At 44.7% G+C, this 18,206-nt stretch carries 15 protein-coding genes; 10 read left to right on the top strand and 5 right to left on the bottom strand.

Annotated elements, in window-relative coordinates; all coding sequences use genetic code 11:
• Positions 1 to 38: 38 nt before the first annotated feature.
• The 4 genes from AC58PV_RS00310 to AC58PV_RS00295 all read left to right on the top strand — a co-directional run bounded on the left by AC58PV_RS00310 (position 39) and on the right by AC58PV_RS00295 (position 3,336).
• Positions 39 to 683, top strand: coding sequence for a zinc dependent phospholipase C family protein (locus AC58PV_RS00310; RefSeq protein WP_497430298.1), 645 nt, complete (start codon positions 39 to 41; stop codon positions 681 to 683).
• Between the two features lie 107 nt (positions 684 to 790).
• On the top strand, positions 791 to 1,945 hold the full coding sequence (locus AC58PV_RS00305; protein ID WP_497430297.1) for an acyltransferase domain-containing protein: 1,155 nt from the start codon (positions 791 to 793) through the stop codon (positions 1,943 to 1,945).
• Between the two features lie 660 nt (positions 1,946 to 2,605).
• Positions 2,606 to 3,136: a GrpB family protein gene (locus tag AC58PV_RS00300; RefSeq protein WP_497430296.1), complete on the top strand. Its 531-nt coding sequence runs from the start codon at positions 2,606 to 2,608 to the stop codon at positions 3,134 to 3,136.
• The gene (locus AC58PV_RS00295; RefSeq protein ID WP_497430295.1) at positions 3,133 to 3,336 is read left to right on the top strand and encodes a hypothetical protein; all 204 of its coding nucleotides are present in this window, start codon (positions 3,133 to 3,135) and stop codon (positions 3,334 to 3,336) included. Before AC58PV_RS00300 ends, AC58PV_RS00295 begins: the two co-directional genes overlap by 4 nt.
• An 80-nt stretch (positions 3,337 to 3,416) precedes the next feature.
• Here AC58PV_RS00295 and AC58PV_RS00290 read toward each other — a convergent pair whose 3' ends face one another.
• On the bottom strand, positions 3,417 to 4,418 hold the full coding sequence (locus AC58PV_RS00290) for a helix-turn-helix transcriptional regulator (protein ID WP_497430294.1): 1,002 nt from the start codon (positions 4,416 to 4,418) through the stop codon (positions 3,417 to 3,419).
• A 145-nt stretch (positions 4,419 to 4,563) separates the two neighbouring features.
• On the opposite strand from AC58PV_RS00290, the gene AC58PV_RS00285 reads away from it, so the two are divergent.
• Positions 4,564 to 5,445: an SDR family oxidoreductase gene (locus AC58PV_RS00285; protein WP_497430293.1), complete on the top strand. Its 882-nt coding sequence runs from the start codon at positions 4,564 to 4,566 to the stop codon at positions 5,443 to 5,445.
• Between the two features lie 469 nt (positions 5,446 to 5,914).
• Here the strand turns inward: AC58PV_RS00285 and AC58PV_RS00280 are convergent, their stop codons facing one another.
• The 3 genes from AC58PV_RS00280 to AC58PV_RS00270 all read right to left on the bottom strand — a co-directional run bounded on the left by AC58PV_RS00280 (position 5,915) and on the right by AC58PV_RS00270 (position 9,406).
• Positions 5,915 to 7,450 (bottom strand): extracellular solute-binding protein, encoded by a 1,536-nt coding sequence (locus AC58PV_RS00280; RefSeq protein WP_497430292.1) that lies wholly within the window; start codon positions 7,448 to 7,450, stop codon positions 5,915 to 5,917.
• An 84-nt stretch (positions 7,451 to 7,534) separates the two neighbouring features.
• Positions 7,535 to 8,416: a carbohydrate ABC transporter permease gene (locus AC58PV_RS00275; protein WP_497430291.1), complete on the bottom strand. Its 882-nt coding sequence runs from the start codon at positions 8,414 to 8,416 to the stop codon at positions 7,535 to 7,537.
• A gap of 12 nt (positions 8,417 to 8,428) precedes the next feature.
• Positions 8,429 to 9,406, bottom strand: coding sequence for an ABC transporter permease (locus AC58PV_RS00270; protein WP_497430921.1), 978 nt, complete (start codon positions 9,404 to 9,406; stop codon positions 8,429 to 8,431).
• A 256-nt stretch (positions 9,407 to 9,662) separates the two neighbouring features.
• Between AC58PV_RS00270 and AC58PV_RS00265 the strand changes: the two genes are divergently transcribed.
• The 4 genes from AC58PV_RS00265 to AC58PV_RS00250 all read left to right on the top strand — a co-directional run bounded on the left by AC58PV_RS00265 (position 9,663) and on the right by AC58PV_RS00250 (position 14,445).
• Entirely contained in the window at positions 9,663 to 11,957 is a 2,295-nt protein-coding gene (locus AC58PV_RS00265) for a helix-turn-helix domain-containing protein (RefSeq protein ID WP_497430290.1), read from the top strand.
• Entirely contained in the window at positions 11,954 to 12,781 is an 828-nt protein-coding gene (locus AC58PV_RS00260; protein WP_497430289.1) for an AraC family transcriptional regulator, read from the top strand. Before AC58PV_RS00265 ends, AC58PV_RS00260 begins: the two co-directional genes overlap by 4 nt.
• A gap of 167 nt (positions 12,782 to 12,948) precedes the next feature.
• The gene (locus tag AC58PV_RS00255; RefSeq protein WP_497430288.1) at positions 12,949 to 13,557 is read left to right on the top strand and encodes a pentapeptide repeat-containing protein; all 609 of its coding nucleotides are present in this window, start codon (positions 12,949 to 12,951) and stop codon (positions 13,555 to 13,557) included.
• Positions 13,558 to 13,605: 48 nt separating this feature from the next.
• Positions 13,606 to 14,445: an AraC family transcriptional regulator gene (locus AC58PV_RS00250; RefSeq protein ID WP_497430287.1), complete on the top strand. Its 840-nt coding sequence runs from the start codon at positions 13,606 to 13,608 to the stop codon at positions 14,443 to 14,445.
• 29 nt (positions 14,446 to 14,474) lie between these two features.
• Here AC58PV_RS00250 and AC58PV_RS00245 read toward each other — a convergent pair whose 3' ends face one another.
• Positions 14,475 to 15,467: an aldo/keto reductase gene (locus AC58PV_RS00245; RefSeq protein ID WP_497430286.1), complete on the bottom strand. Its 993-nt coding sequence runs from the start codon at positions 15,465 to 15,467 to the stop codon at positions 14,475 to 14,477.
• A 213-nt stretch (positions 15,468 to 15,680) separates the two neighbouring features.
• On the opposite strand from AC58PV_RS00245, the gene AC58PV_RS00240 reads away from it, so the two are divergent.
• On the top strand, positions 15,681 to 18,050 hold the full coding sequence (locus tag AC58PV_RS00240) for a helix-turn-helix domain-containing protein (RefSeq protein ID WP_497430920.1): 2,370 nt from the start codon (positions 15,681 to 15,683) through the stop codon (positions 18,048 to 18,050).
• The last annotated feature ends 156 nt before the right edge of the window (positions 18,051 to 18,206 follow it).

Raw genomic sequence — 18,206 nt, 5'->3', positions numbered from 1 at the left:
CTGGAATGTTATGAACCTGAAAGGTGGAGTAGTCAATCATGCCTTGGCCAATGGTACATTTTAGTATTGCGGAAAAATGTTGGGATCATGAACCATCGCCAGAATTTTTGTTGGGAAGCATCGCCCCGGATGCTATTCATATGAGGGCGAATTCCACTAGGAAAGACAAAGGTAGAACTCATTTGTGTGAGGATGACGGCACGATGCCTAATCTTCAAGTTTTTCATGATTTTTGTAAACAACATAATACACATGGTGATCACAAGTATAATCAATTTATACTTGGATATGTCTCACATCTGTATGCTGATTTAAGATGGACGGAGACAGTTTGGAATGACTATGTCGAGAAAGTTAATCTTGTGATAGACGGACAGAAGGAATCGATTAAAAGTCGATACAACATAGAAGTTTGTCAAATTGATTATCATTTATATCGGAATGAAGGTTGGTCAAATAGGATATTCGACTCCTTGCTTTTAGCAAGGGTATATTCAGTTCCTCACCTACTTACTCCCATAGAAATTACGCAATACCGTGAGCATATCATGCAGAATCTTAGAAATGAAGGAAAAGAACCTTGTATTGTACCCAGTTATATCACGGATGACATTGTGAAGTTATTTATTAACGACACCGTAAATGAGCTGCGAAGTCTAATAAGAGTTTGGACGAGTGGGTAGCCAAATGAGGAGACGCGGCGGTGAATTGTGAACGGAATTACTATCCGTAAGATAATCGGTTATAATTGTTTAGATAGCAATTGTTTAATTTGAAGGGGAGTACAGAAATGGAATTATTGTTATTAAATAAAGAGGTAACAGAGCAGTACTGCCGGAAAATATTGATGCCCGAAGGTGCTACCGAAATCTTGATGAACATCGTTGATCACCTGCATAATGATCCCAAACTGTTGGGGATTTATAAGGATTTTTATAAAAATACGATTGAAAGCGGCTATTGGACAACGGTATGGGAACCCTTGGCTATAGATGCTTATGTGGAAGAAATTCTCGGAAACTCGGCTTCCCTGTTATATCTGCATGCAGCACTTCAACGACTGCCTCTTGCCGAGCAGAAGTATGCTGAAAGAGGACTAAGTGAAGAGTTATTCGTAGAAACGTTACGGGATATCGGTGTATGGGTTCAAAATGCTTACAATCTAGTCGGCCATTATGCTATTAGAAATTTCAGTTGGATCTGGCGCCATCTAGAGGCTAGAATGTTCAGGATCAGTGGTATGCAATTCATTGCAGTCAATTTTTCTGGAATCGTCAAAGGTTTTTACAATGCGAAAGAAGACCGTTTATTGTACTTAGCCAGTGCAGGGATGGAGTTAAGGGCAAATGGCGATAAGCAAGGCGTGTGCAATAAAGAGAAAACAAGCGGTTTTGTGACGGAATATGAAGAAACGGAAGATTATTTCATCGGAAATCCCATTACACCTGAGGGTAAAGGTTTGAACGACCTTGTGAAGCTTAAGAAGGGTGAATGGGAGAAAGTCCTGGACAAAGATGATACGTTGCTTGAGATTCATATTCCGCGAGATACGTCTTTTGATATGGAACAAATCAAAGAAACTTACCAACAAGCCAAGGCATTTTATGCCACTTATTTCCCGGAGGTCAACTATAAAGGTATGGCCTGTCATACATGGCTGTTTACGCCTCAACTCAAGGAAATGTTACCGGCTACCAGCAATATTGTCAGGTTCCAAGAGCAGTTCTACCTCTATCCGACAGCGGGTTCGGTGCGTTTTCTATGGAATTTCGTATTCAATGAATTAACCGAAGTGAAGGATGCGAAACCGGATACATCGTTACGGAGAAAGGTTCTTGCTTATTTGGAAGAGGATAAAGAGATCTTCGATATGAACGGTATTTATCTTGATGTATACGGAGATTTCGGAACTGTAACGTACTCCAAGGAAGTCAAAACCGTGTAGACGCGGGACGTTATCGAGAAGCGATCGTGGAGGAGCTTGCCTTGTGGCAATGGCTCCTTTCTGCGATCGAATAGTATCCCCATTGCCTCCAATACACCTCAGTGCTCCCCGTGTGCTCGTACCGTCGCCAATACGCCTTAGCGCTTTCGGTGCATCCGCAGCCAATGCACCTCAAACTCACCGTACTCCCACAGTCGCAGATACACCTCAGCGCTTTCGGTGTTCCCACCACACCCTCCATCACACTTCAGCACTTCCGGCAACACTTCCGGCAACACTTCTGGCAACACTTCTGGGAACACCTCCGGCAACACCTCCGGCAAATAGATGGATTTTATGTAGTTAATTTCTTAGATTTCCCAGTCAAATGGCGAATAAATGGAATACCTACAGTTAATTAGGTGGATTTTACTCGATCAGCGTGAAATCGCCAATTTTAACTACATGTTTTCCAGTTAAATTGAAATCTCGGAGAAATATCGTGTAAATAGCTGTACTTTTTCCAGTTATTGCACGAATGTCACTAATCACTCCCCCTCATTTCACCTACGATCTTCATCAGCAGGAGGAGGGGGAGGAGGTTTTTTCCAATTCATAGGGAAGTAGTATGAACTAGCATCGGTACGATAGAAGCAGCCTGCATGTGAGAGGAGTAAGCAAGTGAAGAGACATTGGATGATTACCCCTTGGACCCAGGAATGGAACCTGCAATTCGAGGTAGAGTCGAAGGTTTTACAGGATATTTTCCAAATGGAAGTTGTCGGCATACATCATGTTGGCAGTACCGCGGTGCCCTCGATCGGTTATGCCAAGCCTATTATCGACATTTTGATTATCGTCACAGATATTGAGCGAGTGAGTTTGTATAATGAACAAATGGTTAACGCGGGGTATAGGATTAGAGGGGAGAACGGTATTCCGAACAGAAGATACTTCTCCAAAGGAGATACCCTACGAACGCATCACGTTCATATATTCCAGACGGGGGATTCTAGGATATTAACCTATTTGGATTTTAAAGCGTACTTGTTGCAACATCCTCTTGAAGCTGAAAAGTACGGTCAACTCAAGCTTGACATACTAGCGTCCTATCCCAATGACCAATACCAACAAGTGAAAGAAAACCGCATAAATCATTTGGTTGAGAAAGCACTGCGATGGGGAGAAGAAGAAAGGAAACGATTGGATTGAGTCGGAAAAATGTGATGATGGGAATACTTGTTTCCTCGATTGTACCTTTATTGGCTTATATTGTAACGGTTGCAAATGTCAATCTTAGTCGTTTACATGAGCCTCAAGAAGATTTTCAGTATCATGACTCGTACTTTACCGTGATTCATATGGATCCAGTCATGTTTCCAGTCATTGCTGTAATTACTTTCATTATGTAAGCAGCCATTTCTAGTGTTGTGCGATACGTTAGGCGAAAAGAGTAGGCATAAATGAACTTACGAGTACGTCGGAAGAGACTTCAGTTACCATTATACATTGCAGCAATGTTATTCGCTGCCTCAAGCAGCGCTTCGCGGAGCTCCACTGGTTCCAACACACGGACCATAGTTCCAAAGCCGAGCAAAATTTCACACGCGGAGCTCAGCGTGTTGAACGCCAACTCCGCTATGCGCCAGGCCTCGGAAGGGTTGGCGTTTGCCGAGCTTGCATCGTCTTCACACTCGTCATGCCAGGCGGTTACACGTACGAAGCGGGTCATCTCGAGCCGAGTGGCGACACTCGGATGCACAAGTGCATGTGCCGCATAATGTGGAAGCCCGTTGCGGAACAGGTCAACCGAACGCTGCCAATAGGCAGCGAGGTTGAAGTGATCCGGTCGGATCACCGGCTCATCTAGCAAGACAGCATCTTGGATGCGCGAAACCCGATAGGTGCGGGGTTCCTCCTCGAGCCCAGCTGCTGCAATGAGATACCAAAGTGAACCCTTGAGAACAAGCCCGAGTGGGTTCACAATGCGTTCACTTGCCCCCGAGTCGCCGCTCGAGGCATAACGGATTCGCAGTTTGCGGTCTTCCCAAACAGCTTCTTGTAAGAGGGATAGCCATGGCAGTTCTTCAACATTGTGATGCCAGCCTATTCCATCCACATAAACTCGTTGTCGCATATAATCGGCATCACGCCGCAACGAAGGAGAGAGCGATGCCAGCACTTTCAGAACCGCCGCTTCATAAGCGCCTCTGAAGCCCAAATCGGTTAAATGGCGATGGGGCTCAGATGCCAGCAACGCGAGTAGCTCATCTTTGTGCAGTCCAGCCCAATCTGCGCGATACCCCTCCATAAGCCGCCATCCACCTGCTGCTCCACGTTCTGCATAGACCGGCACGCCCGCCGTGCTTAGGGCTTCCATATCCCGATGAATGGTCCGTTCCGACACTTCCAGTTTCGTGGCTAACTCGCGAGTTGTCATGCCGCCGCGAGTTTGCAACAGCATCATAATTTGCAATAACCGATCCGCTCTCATCTGCTTCCCTCCTTGTGTAATTTGATTCTATCATACATATATGACAACGGGTGACATGATACTAGAGGTAAAATGAAACAAAGGTAGATACTCGTATGATAACCACATACAGTCCACTATCTTATACTTGGGAGGAGTTGGTTCCATGACAACGACAAATCAACCATTACGCCATCAAATCGCAGTAGTCGCAGGAGCGACTCGTGGAGCGGGACGCGCGATTGCAATCGAACTCGGTCGCGCAGGAGCGACAGTTTATGTAACAGGACGTTCCACGAGAGCGAAACGCTCGCCGATGAACCGACCGGAAACCATTGAAGAAACTGCCGAACTTGTGACGCAAGCAGGGGGGAAAGGCATCCCAGTCTGCATGGATCACACTAGGGAAGAAGAGGTTGTAGCGCTGTTCAATCGAATTAAGATCGAGCAGCAGGGGCGGCTGGACATTCTAGTTAATGATCTTTGGGGCGGTGACCCGCTTACTGAATGGGGCAAAGGTTTCTGGGAAACCCCGCTTGCAAACGGGTTGTTAATCCAACGACAAGCGGTCCACTCTCATATAATGACCGCTTATTATGCTGCTCCATTAATGGTGGAGCGCAAAGCTGGGCTTATTGTTGAAATTACGGATGGCGTCGGCTATCACTATCGGGGGAACTTGTATTATAGTTTGGCCAAAATCGGAGTTTCCCACTTAGCGCAGGGAATGGCGGCGGATCTGAAACCTCACGGTGTGACAGCTCTTGCCGTAACGCCTGGTTTCCTACGTTCGGAAGCGATGTTGGATTATTTCGGGGTGCAGGAGAAGAATTGGCGAGATGCTGCGAAGCAGGACATCCATTTCCTGCAGTCCGAGACGCCTCACTTCGTTGCTCAGGGGATAGCCGCACTCGCTGCAGATCCGCAGGTGGCAGAGAAATCAGGGCAACTCCTAAGTTCCTGGTCATTGTCCGACGACTACGGCATCATCGATATCGATGGGCGCAGTCCCCATTGGGGGAAGTACGCTGAGGAGAATGGATTCTGAGTCGACTGGCCATAAACGCGCGCCCACCACGCTGCAACGGTGAAAAACACGCTTACAGATGCCACTTATACAGCAAATGTATGCGGTGCATGGTCAAAGATGCAAAAGGGCACTTATTTTCGCGGGGAACGCATCATTTTGGATGAATACGTGCAAACGTGCAACCTTTTGGCCCAAAAGAACCCGAAATGGGCAGTGACAGCAAAAATTGTTGCACATTTGCACGCATTTTGCCTAGAGGAGCTATTCATAGGTAAAAAGGATGCTCTTTTGCACTTTGCCTTTTTCCCTTACGCCCTAGTGCATTATGCTTGCTCCAATGCGTCGTTTGTACCCTTGTGCTATATACCCTAAAGCCAACCAGACCAACCCAGGTACAATTGTACCTGGGTTGGTCTGGTTGACGTTCAGCGCTTTTATTAATTTGCTAAGTTTACCTACCTGTTTATCTGTTAAGTTTTCGGTATCCTTATTTATTCTTATAAGCATCCGTCATTTCTTGCACAATTTTCAGATACGTTGGATCTGCTTTCGTTTTGGCAACGAATTCATCCCAAGCGGCTAAGGTTTCCTTGCCCATGATGACTTTGATTTTCATATCCAAAATTTTCTTGTTCAATTCGGGTCCGGCCGTCAAGTTGGTTTGTGAAATGAGGCCGTAAGCGGCATTGGGTTTACTAAATGCTGAACGGTCATCGATAATTTTCTTGCTGCGATCATAGAATTCTTTGGGAATCCCGTTATAGTAAGCTCGCGTATATTTATCGTATTTCTGTGCAATTTGCAGTAGATTATTGGTCACGTCTGGAACGTTGTCCACTTTGGCTTGTTCAGTCGCCTGCTTAAATCCGTCTTTAATCGTATAATGCTTATCCAAAATGCCATACGCTGCAAGATCAGCTACATCATCGGATAACAGTTTATCCATAAAGCTTAAAAGTTGCTTCATTTTGGCTTCTGACACCGTTTTCGGAATGACGTACATACCGAAGTTCCCCGAATCTTGAGCGGCAAATTTATTTCCGTCTGGCGTCATCAAATATGTGAGTGGGAATGAGTCTGCTTTCGGATCAATTTTGCGCATCGCATCTGTGTAGAGCCACTGTGGGTTAAGGGCAGAACCAAGTACACCAGCCTTGCCACCCATGTATTGCTCACGTGCTTGAGAATTCTTGATTACAGCGAAGTCTTGCGTTAGCACTTTCTCGTCATATGCTTTTTTGAGCCATTCTAATGCTTTGCGTTCTGTTGGCTCTAAAGCAGCAATAACAATTTGATTATTGGACAGCTTCCAGTACCCATTATTGTTATTGAATACATCTTCAATCCATCCATATAAGCCCATGCCATCTGCATCAACTTGACCTGTGATTCCAATTGTATCGTTTTTGCCATTGCCATCGGGATCTTTTTCGGTGAAAGCTTTCAGCACAGCATACATCTCATCCATCGTTTCAGGTACCTTCATACCAAGCTTATCTAACCAATCTTTACGGACATGCACACCCCAAGAACCTTCTAGAGGACGAGGACGAGGGATCCCATAGTTTTTTCCTTTGATTTTGGCATTGTCCCATACGACAGCGGGCATCGCACTTAAGGTTTTATAATCTTTAATATATGGTGTAATGTCCCAGAACGCGCCGGATGTCGCCATTTGGACAACTTGTGAATCAAAGACATTCATCACTAGACTAAGATCGGATAAATCACCGGAAGCCAGCATGACCTTCGTTTTCTCCGAGTATGTGTTCACGGGGACCCAAGTTATATTCAACTTCGTATTGGTTTTCTTCTCGATCTCTTGCAGAATAGGATTCGACGGGTCAACGGCCTGAGCCCCCTGTTGATTCGTGAACATGGAAATCTTGACAGGCTCGTTACTAGTAGCTTCCGCTTGCTTATCCGTTGTTGCTTCTTGTCCAGAGCTGCAAGCTGTAAGTGTTAAAGCCGCGATCATGCTGATAACGGTGCCCTTCGTGAATACGTGTTTGTTAGTGTTCAAATGAATCAACCTCCCATGGTTATCATACAATTTCTCATTGAACTTATAAACCTATCTGACTTCGAGGTGCGTTTCCCCAATCTTTTACCCCTTAATTGAACCGACCATCACCCCTTTAGCAAAATGTTTCTGAAGCAGCGGGTACACGAGTAGGATAGGAATTGTTGCGATGACAACTGCAGCCATCTTCAGCGTATCTGTCGGAATGGCAATTTCCCCAACCATGCTATTGGCAATCTCTCCAGATGAAGAGGATGAGGAATCGATAAGAAGCTGTTGAAGCACAATTTGCAAGGGACGAAGATCAGGCTTCGTAATGTACAGCACAGCAGAGAAAAATGTGTTCCAATAAGCAACCGCATAGAAGAGGCCAAAGGCTGCAAGCGAAGGTAAGGATAAGGGTAAAATAATTCGGAACCACACGCCCATATCCGATGCGCCATCGATCTTGGCTGCTTCTTCAAGCTCATCAGGGATGCTGTCAAAGAACCCTTTCATTAAGATGACATACCAACCACTCGTCAGAACGGGGAGAATAAGCGCCCAGACCGTATTAATCAGATGCAAATCTCTCACAACGAGATAAGGGGGAATGATCCCAGGGTTGAATAACGTCGTCATTAAGATTAAGATGAGCAGTACTCTTCGACCTTGAAGTCGTTTTCTAGACAAGGCATATGCACCGGCAGAGGTAACGATCAAGCTTAACGCGGTACCGACAGTGGCTAGGAAGGTGCTGACACCAGCAGCCTGAATGAAGACATTATTGGAGAACAGATAACGATAGGAGTCCAGTGTCCATTTTTCCGGGAAAATCACGATGGTTTTCTGTAAGTATTCAATTGGTGATGTGAAAGAGACAGCCGTTATATAGTAGAAAGGAAATAGCATGACTAGAGCGACCACGATCAATGCTGCTAAAATACTTCCCTCAAACCACTTGTCGGATGTTGTACGTTGATTCATGGGTGAACCCTCCTAATAGATGCCGTCATCGCCGAATTTCTTGGCAAGCCGGTTCGTTAAAACTACCAAAATGACACCAACAATGGATTTAAACAAACCAACAGCTGTACTGAAGCTGAATTGTGCTTGTTGAATACCGCTGCGATACACATACGTATCGAAGACATCTGCGACATCTGAAACTGCGCCGTTCATCATAAGATAGACTTGTTCAAACCCGACATCCATCATATGTCCAATACGCAGAATGAGCAGAATAATAATGACATTGCGGATCGCTGGCAGTGTAACGTGCCATATTTGGCGAAGTCTTCCTGCGCCATCGATGCGAGCTGCTTCGAAGAGTTGTGTATCCACAGATGCGATGGCAGCCAAGAAGATAACGGTACCCCAGCCGACTTCCTTCCATATGGACTGCAGGGTAAGTAAGGCCCAGAATAAGCTCTGACTTGTTAAGAAATTGATTTTGTCATAACCAAGTGATTCCAGAAATTTATTCACGAAACCGCTTGAAGTCGATAGCATCAAATAAGTTATCCCTACAATGACCACCCACGATAAGAAATGCGGCAAATAGATAACGGATTGAATGATGCGTTTCACCCATTCTTTGCGTACCTCATTGAGCATAAGTGCGAGTACAATTGGTAAGGGAAAGAAGAAGATCAAGTTCAGTAAATTGATAGCGAGCGTGTTTCGTAATAAAAGGAAGAAGCTGTCATTCGAGAAGAAACGTTCGAAATGTTGGATTCCCACCCATGGACTGTTCCAGAATCCTAGATAAGGCGAGTAATCTTTGAAAGCGATCAGAACGCCCCACATTGGCAGATACTTAAAGATTAGGAAGTAGGCCAACATAGGAGAAGCGATGAGGTACAGCATGCGATCTCGTTTCAACCCTTGCCATACACGCCTGCTTGGCGAGAGATAAGAAGTAGATGCGGATTGTCTTTCGCGAGAAAGTGTTGTGTGTGTGGTTTCAGTTTTCATCATTTTCACCTTTCCCAGAAGAAGTAGTTTCGGTCTCTTGGCTTTACTATAGGGAAACCGCTAATTTCCGACAATTAGACAGTTATTCTAGGGAATTTCCTAACGTATCACTTTTCAGTCCAATGAATTTCCTGTCATTGCACATTCATTCTTGGCTTATTTTTGATGATTTTCCCTTTGCAGATGGCTTTTTTTTCTTATATGATGGATGGACAACAGGTGAAAGGTAATCATCCAATGTTGATAGGGAGGCGTAATGAGCATGCGGAGACAGCATTATCAACGGAAGGGATTTCTCATCGCCATTATAAGTGCTTGTCTACCAGCAGCGATTATCGGAATGATTCTCTATGTGGTAGGCATAGGGCAGATTGAGGCTGAAGGGCAGAAGTCGCACCGCAATCAAGTTACTTACGCAACAGAGCGTATTAATGAGAATTTAAACCATTTGGAATCGATTATGGCCCAGTGGTCATTCAATTTAAATTTAAGCAGCAGTTATAAGGATTTGGATCTGTACAAAGATTACCGAAGTACACGTTCGATCTATCAAGCGCTCTCCTGGATCAAAGCGTCAGACCCTCTCATCCAAGAAGTAACCCTCTATCTGGACAAGCAGCAAGTGCTGATCAAAGAAAGTACAGGTATTGTAGGGATTGAATCCCTGGAAGAGCAGCAGTTGTACCGGGCATTGGCTTCGTACCAGCGGGATGTGTATTGGACGAATCGCCTGGCGCCGCGCAAGGAGAATGTACCGTATACGTTAGTTGTTCGTATTCCAGGAGGGCTAGTAGAAACGGAAGCAGCGTTGATTATTGATGTAAGTGCCAAACAATTAAACGCGCTCATCGCCGAATTAGATTCGGAAGGGAGCGGGGCAACGGTTCTTATGCAGCAGGATGGGGGCATTGTTTCATTAGGTGCAACAGCTATTGGTCAGCCAACTGCGTTAGATCAGACATTGATGAAATCGGTTCTTGGGCAAAAGACAGAGCGTGCGTCCTCTATTGAATCTTGGGATGGCGAAGCTTATTCTGTCTCCTATGGTCAGATGAAACGCATCGAGAATATGTGGATCATAGCGGCTGCCACGCCACTTGAACAAATGACCAAACCCGTTCAGACAGTGTCACGTGTCATGATTATGACCGGTTGTTTCGGAATCCTGTTGGCCTTGTTTCTTTCGTGGTATTCGTATCGTCACATGTACCAACCTGTCTACCGACTGATGCAGCAGCTGTTACCAGGCCGAGCTGGCGTTACGGCAGATGAGTTTACAACCATCGCGGATGAGTGGAAGCATCTCTCGCGTGAGAGTCAGATCTTACAGGAGCGTGTTGATCAACAACTGCCTTCCTTGCGGGAAAATTTCCTCCTCCAACTGTTGCAGGGACATCTTTCTTTCCTAAGTGAAATCGAATTAGCGGATCGCATGGCGCAGTATGGCTGGGAGGTATCAAATCGCATTTTTGCCGTATTAGCCGTCCAAATGCACGGTATTTACCGCTCCGAAGGAAAATTCTCACAAGGGGATGAACAACTCGTTACTTTTGCCGCGGTGAACATCACCCAAGAGTTAACGAAGGGGAAGGGTATGGAGGCGAATTCAGTTAATTTCCAGGATATGACGCTTGGGATACTGATACGTCAACCTGCGAATATGTCTGTAGAAGCCATGCAATCCAGTCTATTTCATTTGGCAGAAGAACTTGCACATACGTTGAATAGTTTGCTTAAATTGGAAGTGACTGTAAGTGTGGGTACGCGAACATCGGAGTTGAGAAGACTTCCTGTTTTGTTCGATGACGCGAGAAGTGCATTGAATTATCGAAAAATCGGTGAGGAGCAGCAGATTCTCGATGTGAATGAGCTCATTCCAGGTGGTCATGATGCCATTTTGTACCCCTTTGAAGAAGAAAGCTTGCTCCTTAAGGCATTGCGCTCAGGAAATGAAGAGGAGCTAACGCAGCGGTTGGACGAGTTTCTTCGCTTATTGAAGAATCAATCGGTGATCGAACTTGGCGTTCGCCAAAGTCTGCTTCAATTGTGCAGCAATATGCTGAATACTATCATGATTTCGGGCTACAATCCGCTTGCGTTGAATGAAGGACTAGATATGTGGGAACAGCTTGCCGAAGTGCGGGAACCAGAAGCTATTCTTGTTTGGATGAAGCAGCATATTATCGAGCCTTATGTGTCGCGCTTGCACAGCACGCAAGATATGCAGCTGAAACAGCTCGTAGAGAATGTACTGCAAACGATTCATTCGAATTATGCCAAAGATATTTCGCTTGAGGCCTGTGCTGATCTACATGGTACTTATTCCAAGAAGCTAAGTCTTGGCTTTAAACAAGTAACGGGTCAAACGTTCATCGATTATTTAACACAGTTCAGGCTCAATCAGGCCAAAAAACTGCTTGTGGAGACAGATGAGAAAATTAATGATATTGCGATGCAAGTGGGCTATCAGCCTCCTTATTTCAACCGCTTATTCAAGAAGTATGAGGGCATTACACCAGGTCAATACCGCGAGAAGGCGGATCAATTATGAGTGATGAATTTCTAACGAGCTTCACACCAAGAATTATTGATGTCGTGGAGCGCAATCCAGCATTTTGGGCGGAATTTAACTATCTCTTGCAGCGGGATAAAACCAAATTGCATACCTTGTCATACGTCTATCAAGGTTCAGGGTCACTTGAGATTGACGGGGAGAAATATGAGCTTCAAGGGGGCCATCTGTTTCAAGTAAGGCCTGGTGTAAACATGCGAATCGTATCCAATCCAGCGTCTCCTGCTTGTTTTATTTCGTTCCATTTTCTGTATCGCTTAGTGCGTTGGGAGAATGGTGAGATGCTGTCGGTGGACAATAGGACGAAGTTGCCGATTTGTGGGGATGTTTTTCCAATAGGGCAAGTTCATATTGAAGAATCGTTTCGCAAAGCGTTCCATCTATGGCAGTCCAAAAGCAGGAACTATGAATGGCTGGTCAAATTAGAGTTTCTCAATAATGTGCAGGCTGTGAATGAACTTGCTAGCAGGGAAATCGAGCAGAGTTCAACGGCAAGCATGATTGAGAAGGCATCAGCCTATATTCGAACCAACTATCGAGAAAATATCACCCGGGAAATAATTGCGGAGTATGTCTCGTTATCTCCAAGTTATTTATCCATTACATTCAAAAAGCATACGGGATTAAGCTTGATTGAATATGTGACTAAAATCAGGCTGGATCGAGCCAAGTTTTTGCTGAAAAGTTCGAAACTGCCAGTCAAACAAATCGCCGAGGAGAGCGGGTTTACGGATTCCTTCTATTTCTCTCGCATTTTTACCAGAGATACAGGAATGAACCCTCGAGACTATCGAAGCTCATAGTACAATATATAAACACGGATCTAAGCGACATCGGAGCTTCTATTTGAAGCGAAGAGGTCGCTTTTTCATGGGGATAAAAATAAACATGTTGACTTCCATCTGTCGGTATGCAGGTGCTTGACTTCCATGTGCTATATTAAAATAATCGAAAACTTAGGAGGCAGCTCATGTTTCAACAAATGAATCAAACCTATTCAAGAGTAAATTTCGGCACACAAGATTTGAGATACGGCGAGTTAATCGGTTGCACATTCGATGAATGCTCATTTGCGAATGGTTCTCTGGAAGAAATTAATACAAGTAACTGTCGCTTCATTGCATGTGACTTTCGTGGGGCATTGCTAAATGGCTCCTTACATAAAGAATCTGCGTTTGAGAATTGCAACTTCAGTAGTGCCAATCTATTTGTTACCAAATTCGATAACTGTAAAATGATGGGATCTGATTTCTCGAACGCGAATATGGATGGCATTACGATTGACCAAGGAGATTGGTCTTACACGAATTTAAGGCACAGCCGACTCGTTAGACAAGACTTGCGCGGAGTGAATTTCCATGAAGCTGATTTCTCGGGAAGCAATTTGGAGAAGGCTGACCTACGAGATTGTGATCTGACCATGGCGAACTTCGCGAAAGCGAAGCTGCAAGGCACGGATGTAAGAGGTGCACAAATGGCTGGCGTAGACTTCAAAACACTTACGATCACGGGCATGCGAATGGATCGAGAGCAAGCTGTTTTATTTGCAATTTCCCATGGCGCTAAGATAAATAGCTAATTCCTTTATGGTATAATGTCTGTACGCAAGGGAAGGCGATGATGACGTATGGCTATCTTTCAGTACAATCAGGAACGTTTATATCGGAAGGATCCGGATCTGCATGTATTGTATTGGGGCAAAGAGGATTGTAAGCCTGGTCATGCCGTAGGGCCTGGGGTTCGCGATCTGTACAAGATTCATTGGATTCATAAAGGCAAGGGAATTGTTCGTATCGGCAATGAGACCCACCAGCTGAATCCAGGACAAGGATTTCTTATATACCCGCATGTGATTAGCTATTATGAAGCAGACCAGGCAGAGCCGTGGACGTATTCATGGATTGGCTTTCAAGGAGCGCAAGTGGAATCAATCTTATCTCGAACACGATTATCACCAGAGCAGCCCGTTTTTCCGATGGATCGGAAAGTCATGCCGACGATGTATGATCAATTAACTGAAGCTAACAATCATGCCCATAGTGCTGACTTACAGTTGAAAGTTATCCTGTACGAATTCATGACAGCATTGCTTGAAGTGGCGCCTGCCTCGTCGCTGGGAGATGTTCTTCCGAATAAATGGGATAGTTATATGATTCAAGCTATGGAGTTTATTCATGCTCATTATAATGAGCCTATTTCAATCGAGGGGCTTGCTGCGCTTCTGAAGCTAGATCGCAAATATTTCTCGGCTATTTTCAAAGAAGCGACAGGGCTGCCTCCCCAGCAATATCTCTTGCAATTTCGGATGAATAAAGCAAGTGAATTACTGGAGAAGAGCAACTATGCCATAGGGGAAATTGCGAACTCCGTCGGTTATCCCGATCAGTTAATCTTTTCCAAAATGTTCAAGCGCGTAAAGGGCGTATCCCCCAAACAATTTCGGAATCAGACATTGAAGAATGTATAGTATTCGCTGCAGCTGAAGTTTGCGTCAACTTAGGAATTCAGAATTCCATCGATAAGATCTAATTCCGTTTGGGTAAATGTAGCAACTTTCAATGCTTCAACCGCATCTTCAATTTGGCTCACTTTACTCGCACCGATAAGAGCTGATGTGACACGACCACCGCGAAGCACCCATGCGAGCGCCATCTGCGACATTTTCTGACCGCGTTCAGCTGCAATGATGTTTAATTGTCTGACTTTCGAAATGCGTTCTTCATTAATATCGGATTCTTTAAGGAATACACTGGAGCTTGCAGCTCGTGAATCAGGCGCGATACCGTTCAAATAACGATCAGTAAGAATTCCTTTGAACAGGGGTGAAAAGGCGATCGAACCGATGCCTTCCTCTTCCAAGACATCCTGAAGACCATCCTCAATCCAACGGTTCATCATGGAGTAACTCGGTTGATGAATTACACAAGGCGTCCCAAGTCGCTTCAAGATGCGGGAGGCTTCTTTCGCTTCCTCAGGCTTATAGTTGGAAATACCAACGTAAAGCGCTTTGCCTTGTTGAACGATTTGATGCAGGGCAGCCATCGTTTCTTCAAGCGGTGTATTCGGATCTGGACGGTGATGATAGAAGATGTCGACATAGTCCACTTGCATCCGCTTCAAGCTCTGATCCAAACTGGCGATCAAATTCTTTTTGGAACCCCATTCTCCGTAAGGCCCTGGCCACATGTAATAGCCTGCTTTCGTCGAAATGATTAGTTCGTCTCGATAGGCAGCGAGATCACCTCCCAGCATCTTACCGAACATTTCTTCTGCTGAACCAGGCGGCGGGCCGTAATTATTGGCTAAGTCGAAATGCGTAATCCCCAAATCGAATGCTCTCTTCAGCATCGTTCTCCCATTCTCAAACGTGTCAACCCCGCCGAAATTATGCCAAAGTCCGAGCGAAATGGCAGGCAGCAACAGGCCGCTGCGACCACTGCGGTTATAAGTCATTGCATCATATCTGGATGTACTTGCTGAGTAACTCATCTTTAAACCTCCTAGTCGTGTGAATAAGTTCCATTCTAGTGAAATTTGATGGGGAAGGCAATGTTCATAAGGCTGTTATTTATGTCCTAATGTCTGATAGTAGGGCCTCGCAGCTTGTTTATAGTATAAAATGCTATATTGCAACTTTGATGAAGAGAGGCTACAATTTTTAGTAAATTCGTTCTCAGACTGGATGGTGAGCTTGTTTTGAAAATGCCTTTCATTATACGTCTTTTCAATAGTCGCAAAAGTGCACTTTCAACGATCATCGCCTCCAATTTATTTATTTTATTGATACCGCTTGCAATGGGACTATTTCTGTACGCGAAGGTAGAACAAAGCCTGGAGAAGAGTTCGACAAGAACCAATGTGGCGATGCTTGAGCAGCTGAAACTATCACTCGATAACAAATTATCGGAAGTAGATACGTTAATGCGCCAAGTCGTGTTTGATCCGAAGTTGGATTATATGCTTAAAATTCCTGCTAAATCTACGGATTCGGACAAATACGAGTTTATCCAATTCATGCGGGACAAGATGAGTAAATATCAGAGCATGACCAGCAGCTTCATTTTAGATTACTATGTGTATTTCGCAAGCAGTGATTCGATTGTCAAATCGGATTTGGTAACGGATTCTCGTACCTTTTATTCCCTCTACTACTCCTATAAGAACATGTCGTACGAAGGTTGGCGCCAATTGCTGGATCAGGAACATCGGATGTCGTACATGCCGCTCAGTTCGGTATCGGATGGGGCTGATCAACCACCGAAAGATGTGATTACCTATATACAGTCACTTCCTGTGCATTCACAATCTCAAAATCTAGGCAGTTTTATCATATTAATTGATGTCGATCAGGTTAAGCAGTTGTTTGCACAGATGCAATCAGCGAGCCACAGCTTAGTCTACATTATCGATGATGCTGGAAAAACAATTATGAGCAATAGTGAAACACCATTTCCATCTGATTTGCTGACTCGAATCCAGAGTGGCACGGAACCATTTGATTACCGATTGGCGAGTGTGGATCAAGTCGTATCCGTTTCCGCTTCGCAAAAAGCTGGATGGAAATACGTATCGATTATGCCAAGTGATGTATTCATGGGGCAGGTAAATCAAATCAAGAGTTGGTCAGTGGGGTTATTCATCCTCTGTTTGTTTGCCGGACTCATTGCCGTCAGTATCGGGGTATATCGCACGTATAAACCACTTCAAAAAACCGTTCATGCCATTATGTCTGGCAAAGAATTGATTAAACGGCCATTATCCAATGAATACGAATTTATTAGGCTAACGGTTGAAGGATCCATCCATGAAGAGAAACATCTGCGAAGCACGTTGGCACAGCAAACGCCTTTTATTCGAGCCAACTACTTATCACGGCTTCTGAATGGTCACATGGATGTGGATATTTCGGCAGCTAATGGAGATTCTCTCCAGTTTATGGATCTGAAATTCGTGAGTGACCGTTTTGCTGTTCTTATCGTAAAGATCGAAGATATTCATCTACTAGGAGAAAATGAACAGCAATGGGCCCATGCTAGATTTATTGCCGCAAATATTGGTGCCGATCTCATTGCGGCTCATCATCGAGGATTCTCGCTGGAGCTCGACCGTGATCGAATTGCACTGCTCATTAATCTATCGGCCATTGGGATTGAATCCGCTGAAACCGATATTCGGGAAATAACCAATTCGCTCTTCACCATCATGTCGGCTCGTTTCCAAATTGGTATCACCATCGCTGTCGGAGGCATCCATGAGGGCCCTAAGGCCATTCGCGATTCGTATCCGGAAGCACTTGCAGCGCTTGAATATCGACTTATTCAGGGTAAACATGCCATTATTTATTACCAGGAAATTGTCGATGTGAAGCAGCATTATTATTATCCGCTGGAGATCGAGATTCAATTGATTAATTTTGTTCGCAGCGGCGATGCCGAAAATGTAGAAAAATTGCTCGATAAAATGTATGCGATGAATTTTGATTCCAATCAGATCACGCCTGAATTAGGTAAAGCTTTATTTTTCAATGTGACGAGTACACTCTTGAAGATTATAAACTCGACGAATACGAATCAGGAAGACGTGCTTGGTGCGGACTTTGATCCGATTAAAGAGGTATTCAGTTATCCAACGGCACAGGGCATGTACACGAAAACGAAGGAGCTCTACGAGACGCTTACCCGTTCGTTCAATCTCGATCGTTCGGAACACAGCGTGGGTAGACTTCAGGAGATCGTCAGTATCGTGCACGATCATCTAGGTGATTCGAGTCTAGGCGTTGCACAGATTGCGGAACGAATCCAGATGACACCGCAGTATTTGTCCACCTTCTTCAAGAAACATCAAGGGCAGAATTTACTTGATTACATTACGACGAAACGGATTCAACATGCGAAGGTGCTCATGCAGAACAAAGAACTGACGATTGTTCAGATTGCGCAGAAGGTCGGTTATAACAACGATGTCGTCTTCATTCGAGCATTTAAGAAGATGGAAGGTGTAACGCCAGGCAAATACCGTGAGACGAGCTTAGCGGAGCATGCAAGCACAGAACACATCAAGAGCAGCCTTTAGGGGCTGCTTATTTCTTTAGAAATAGCTACTGCCCATTTCTAATACGGACTGATGATTTCTCAGAACGCCCGTATTTCTTAGGAAAATACAATGGAAATGAGAACTAGACAGTATTCATATCCGACTTGGAGAAGCATACTTGGGAACAGGTGCTGA

It is taken from the genome of Paenibacillus sp. J22FR83, from assembly GCF_059691955.1.
This window is presented reverse-complemented; position numbering and strand designations above follow the sequence as displayed.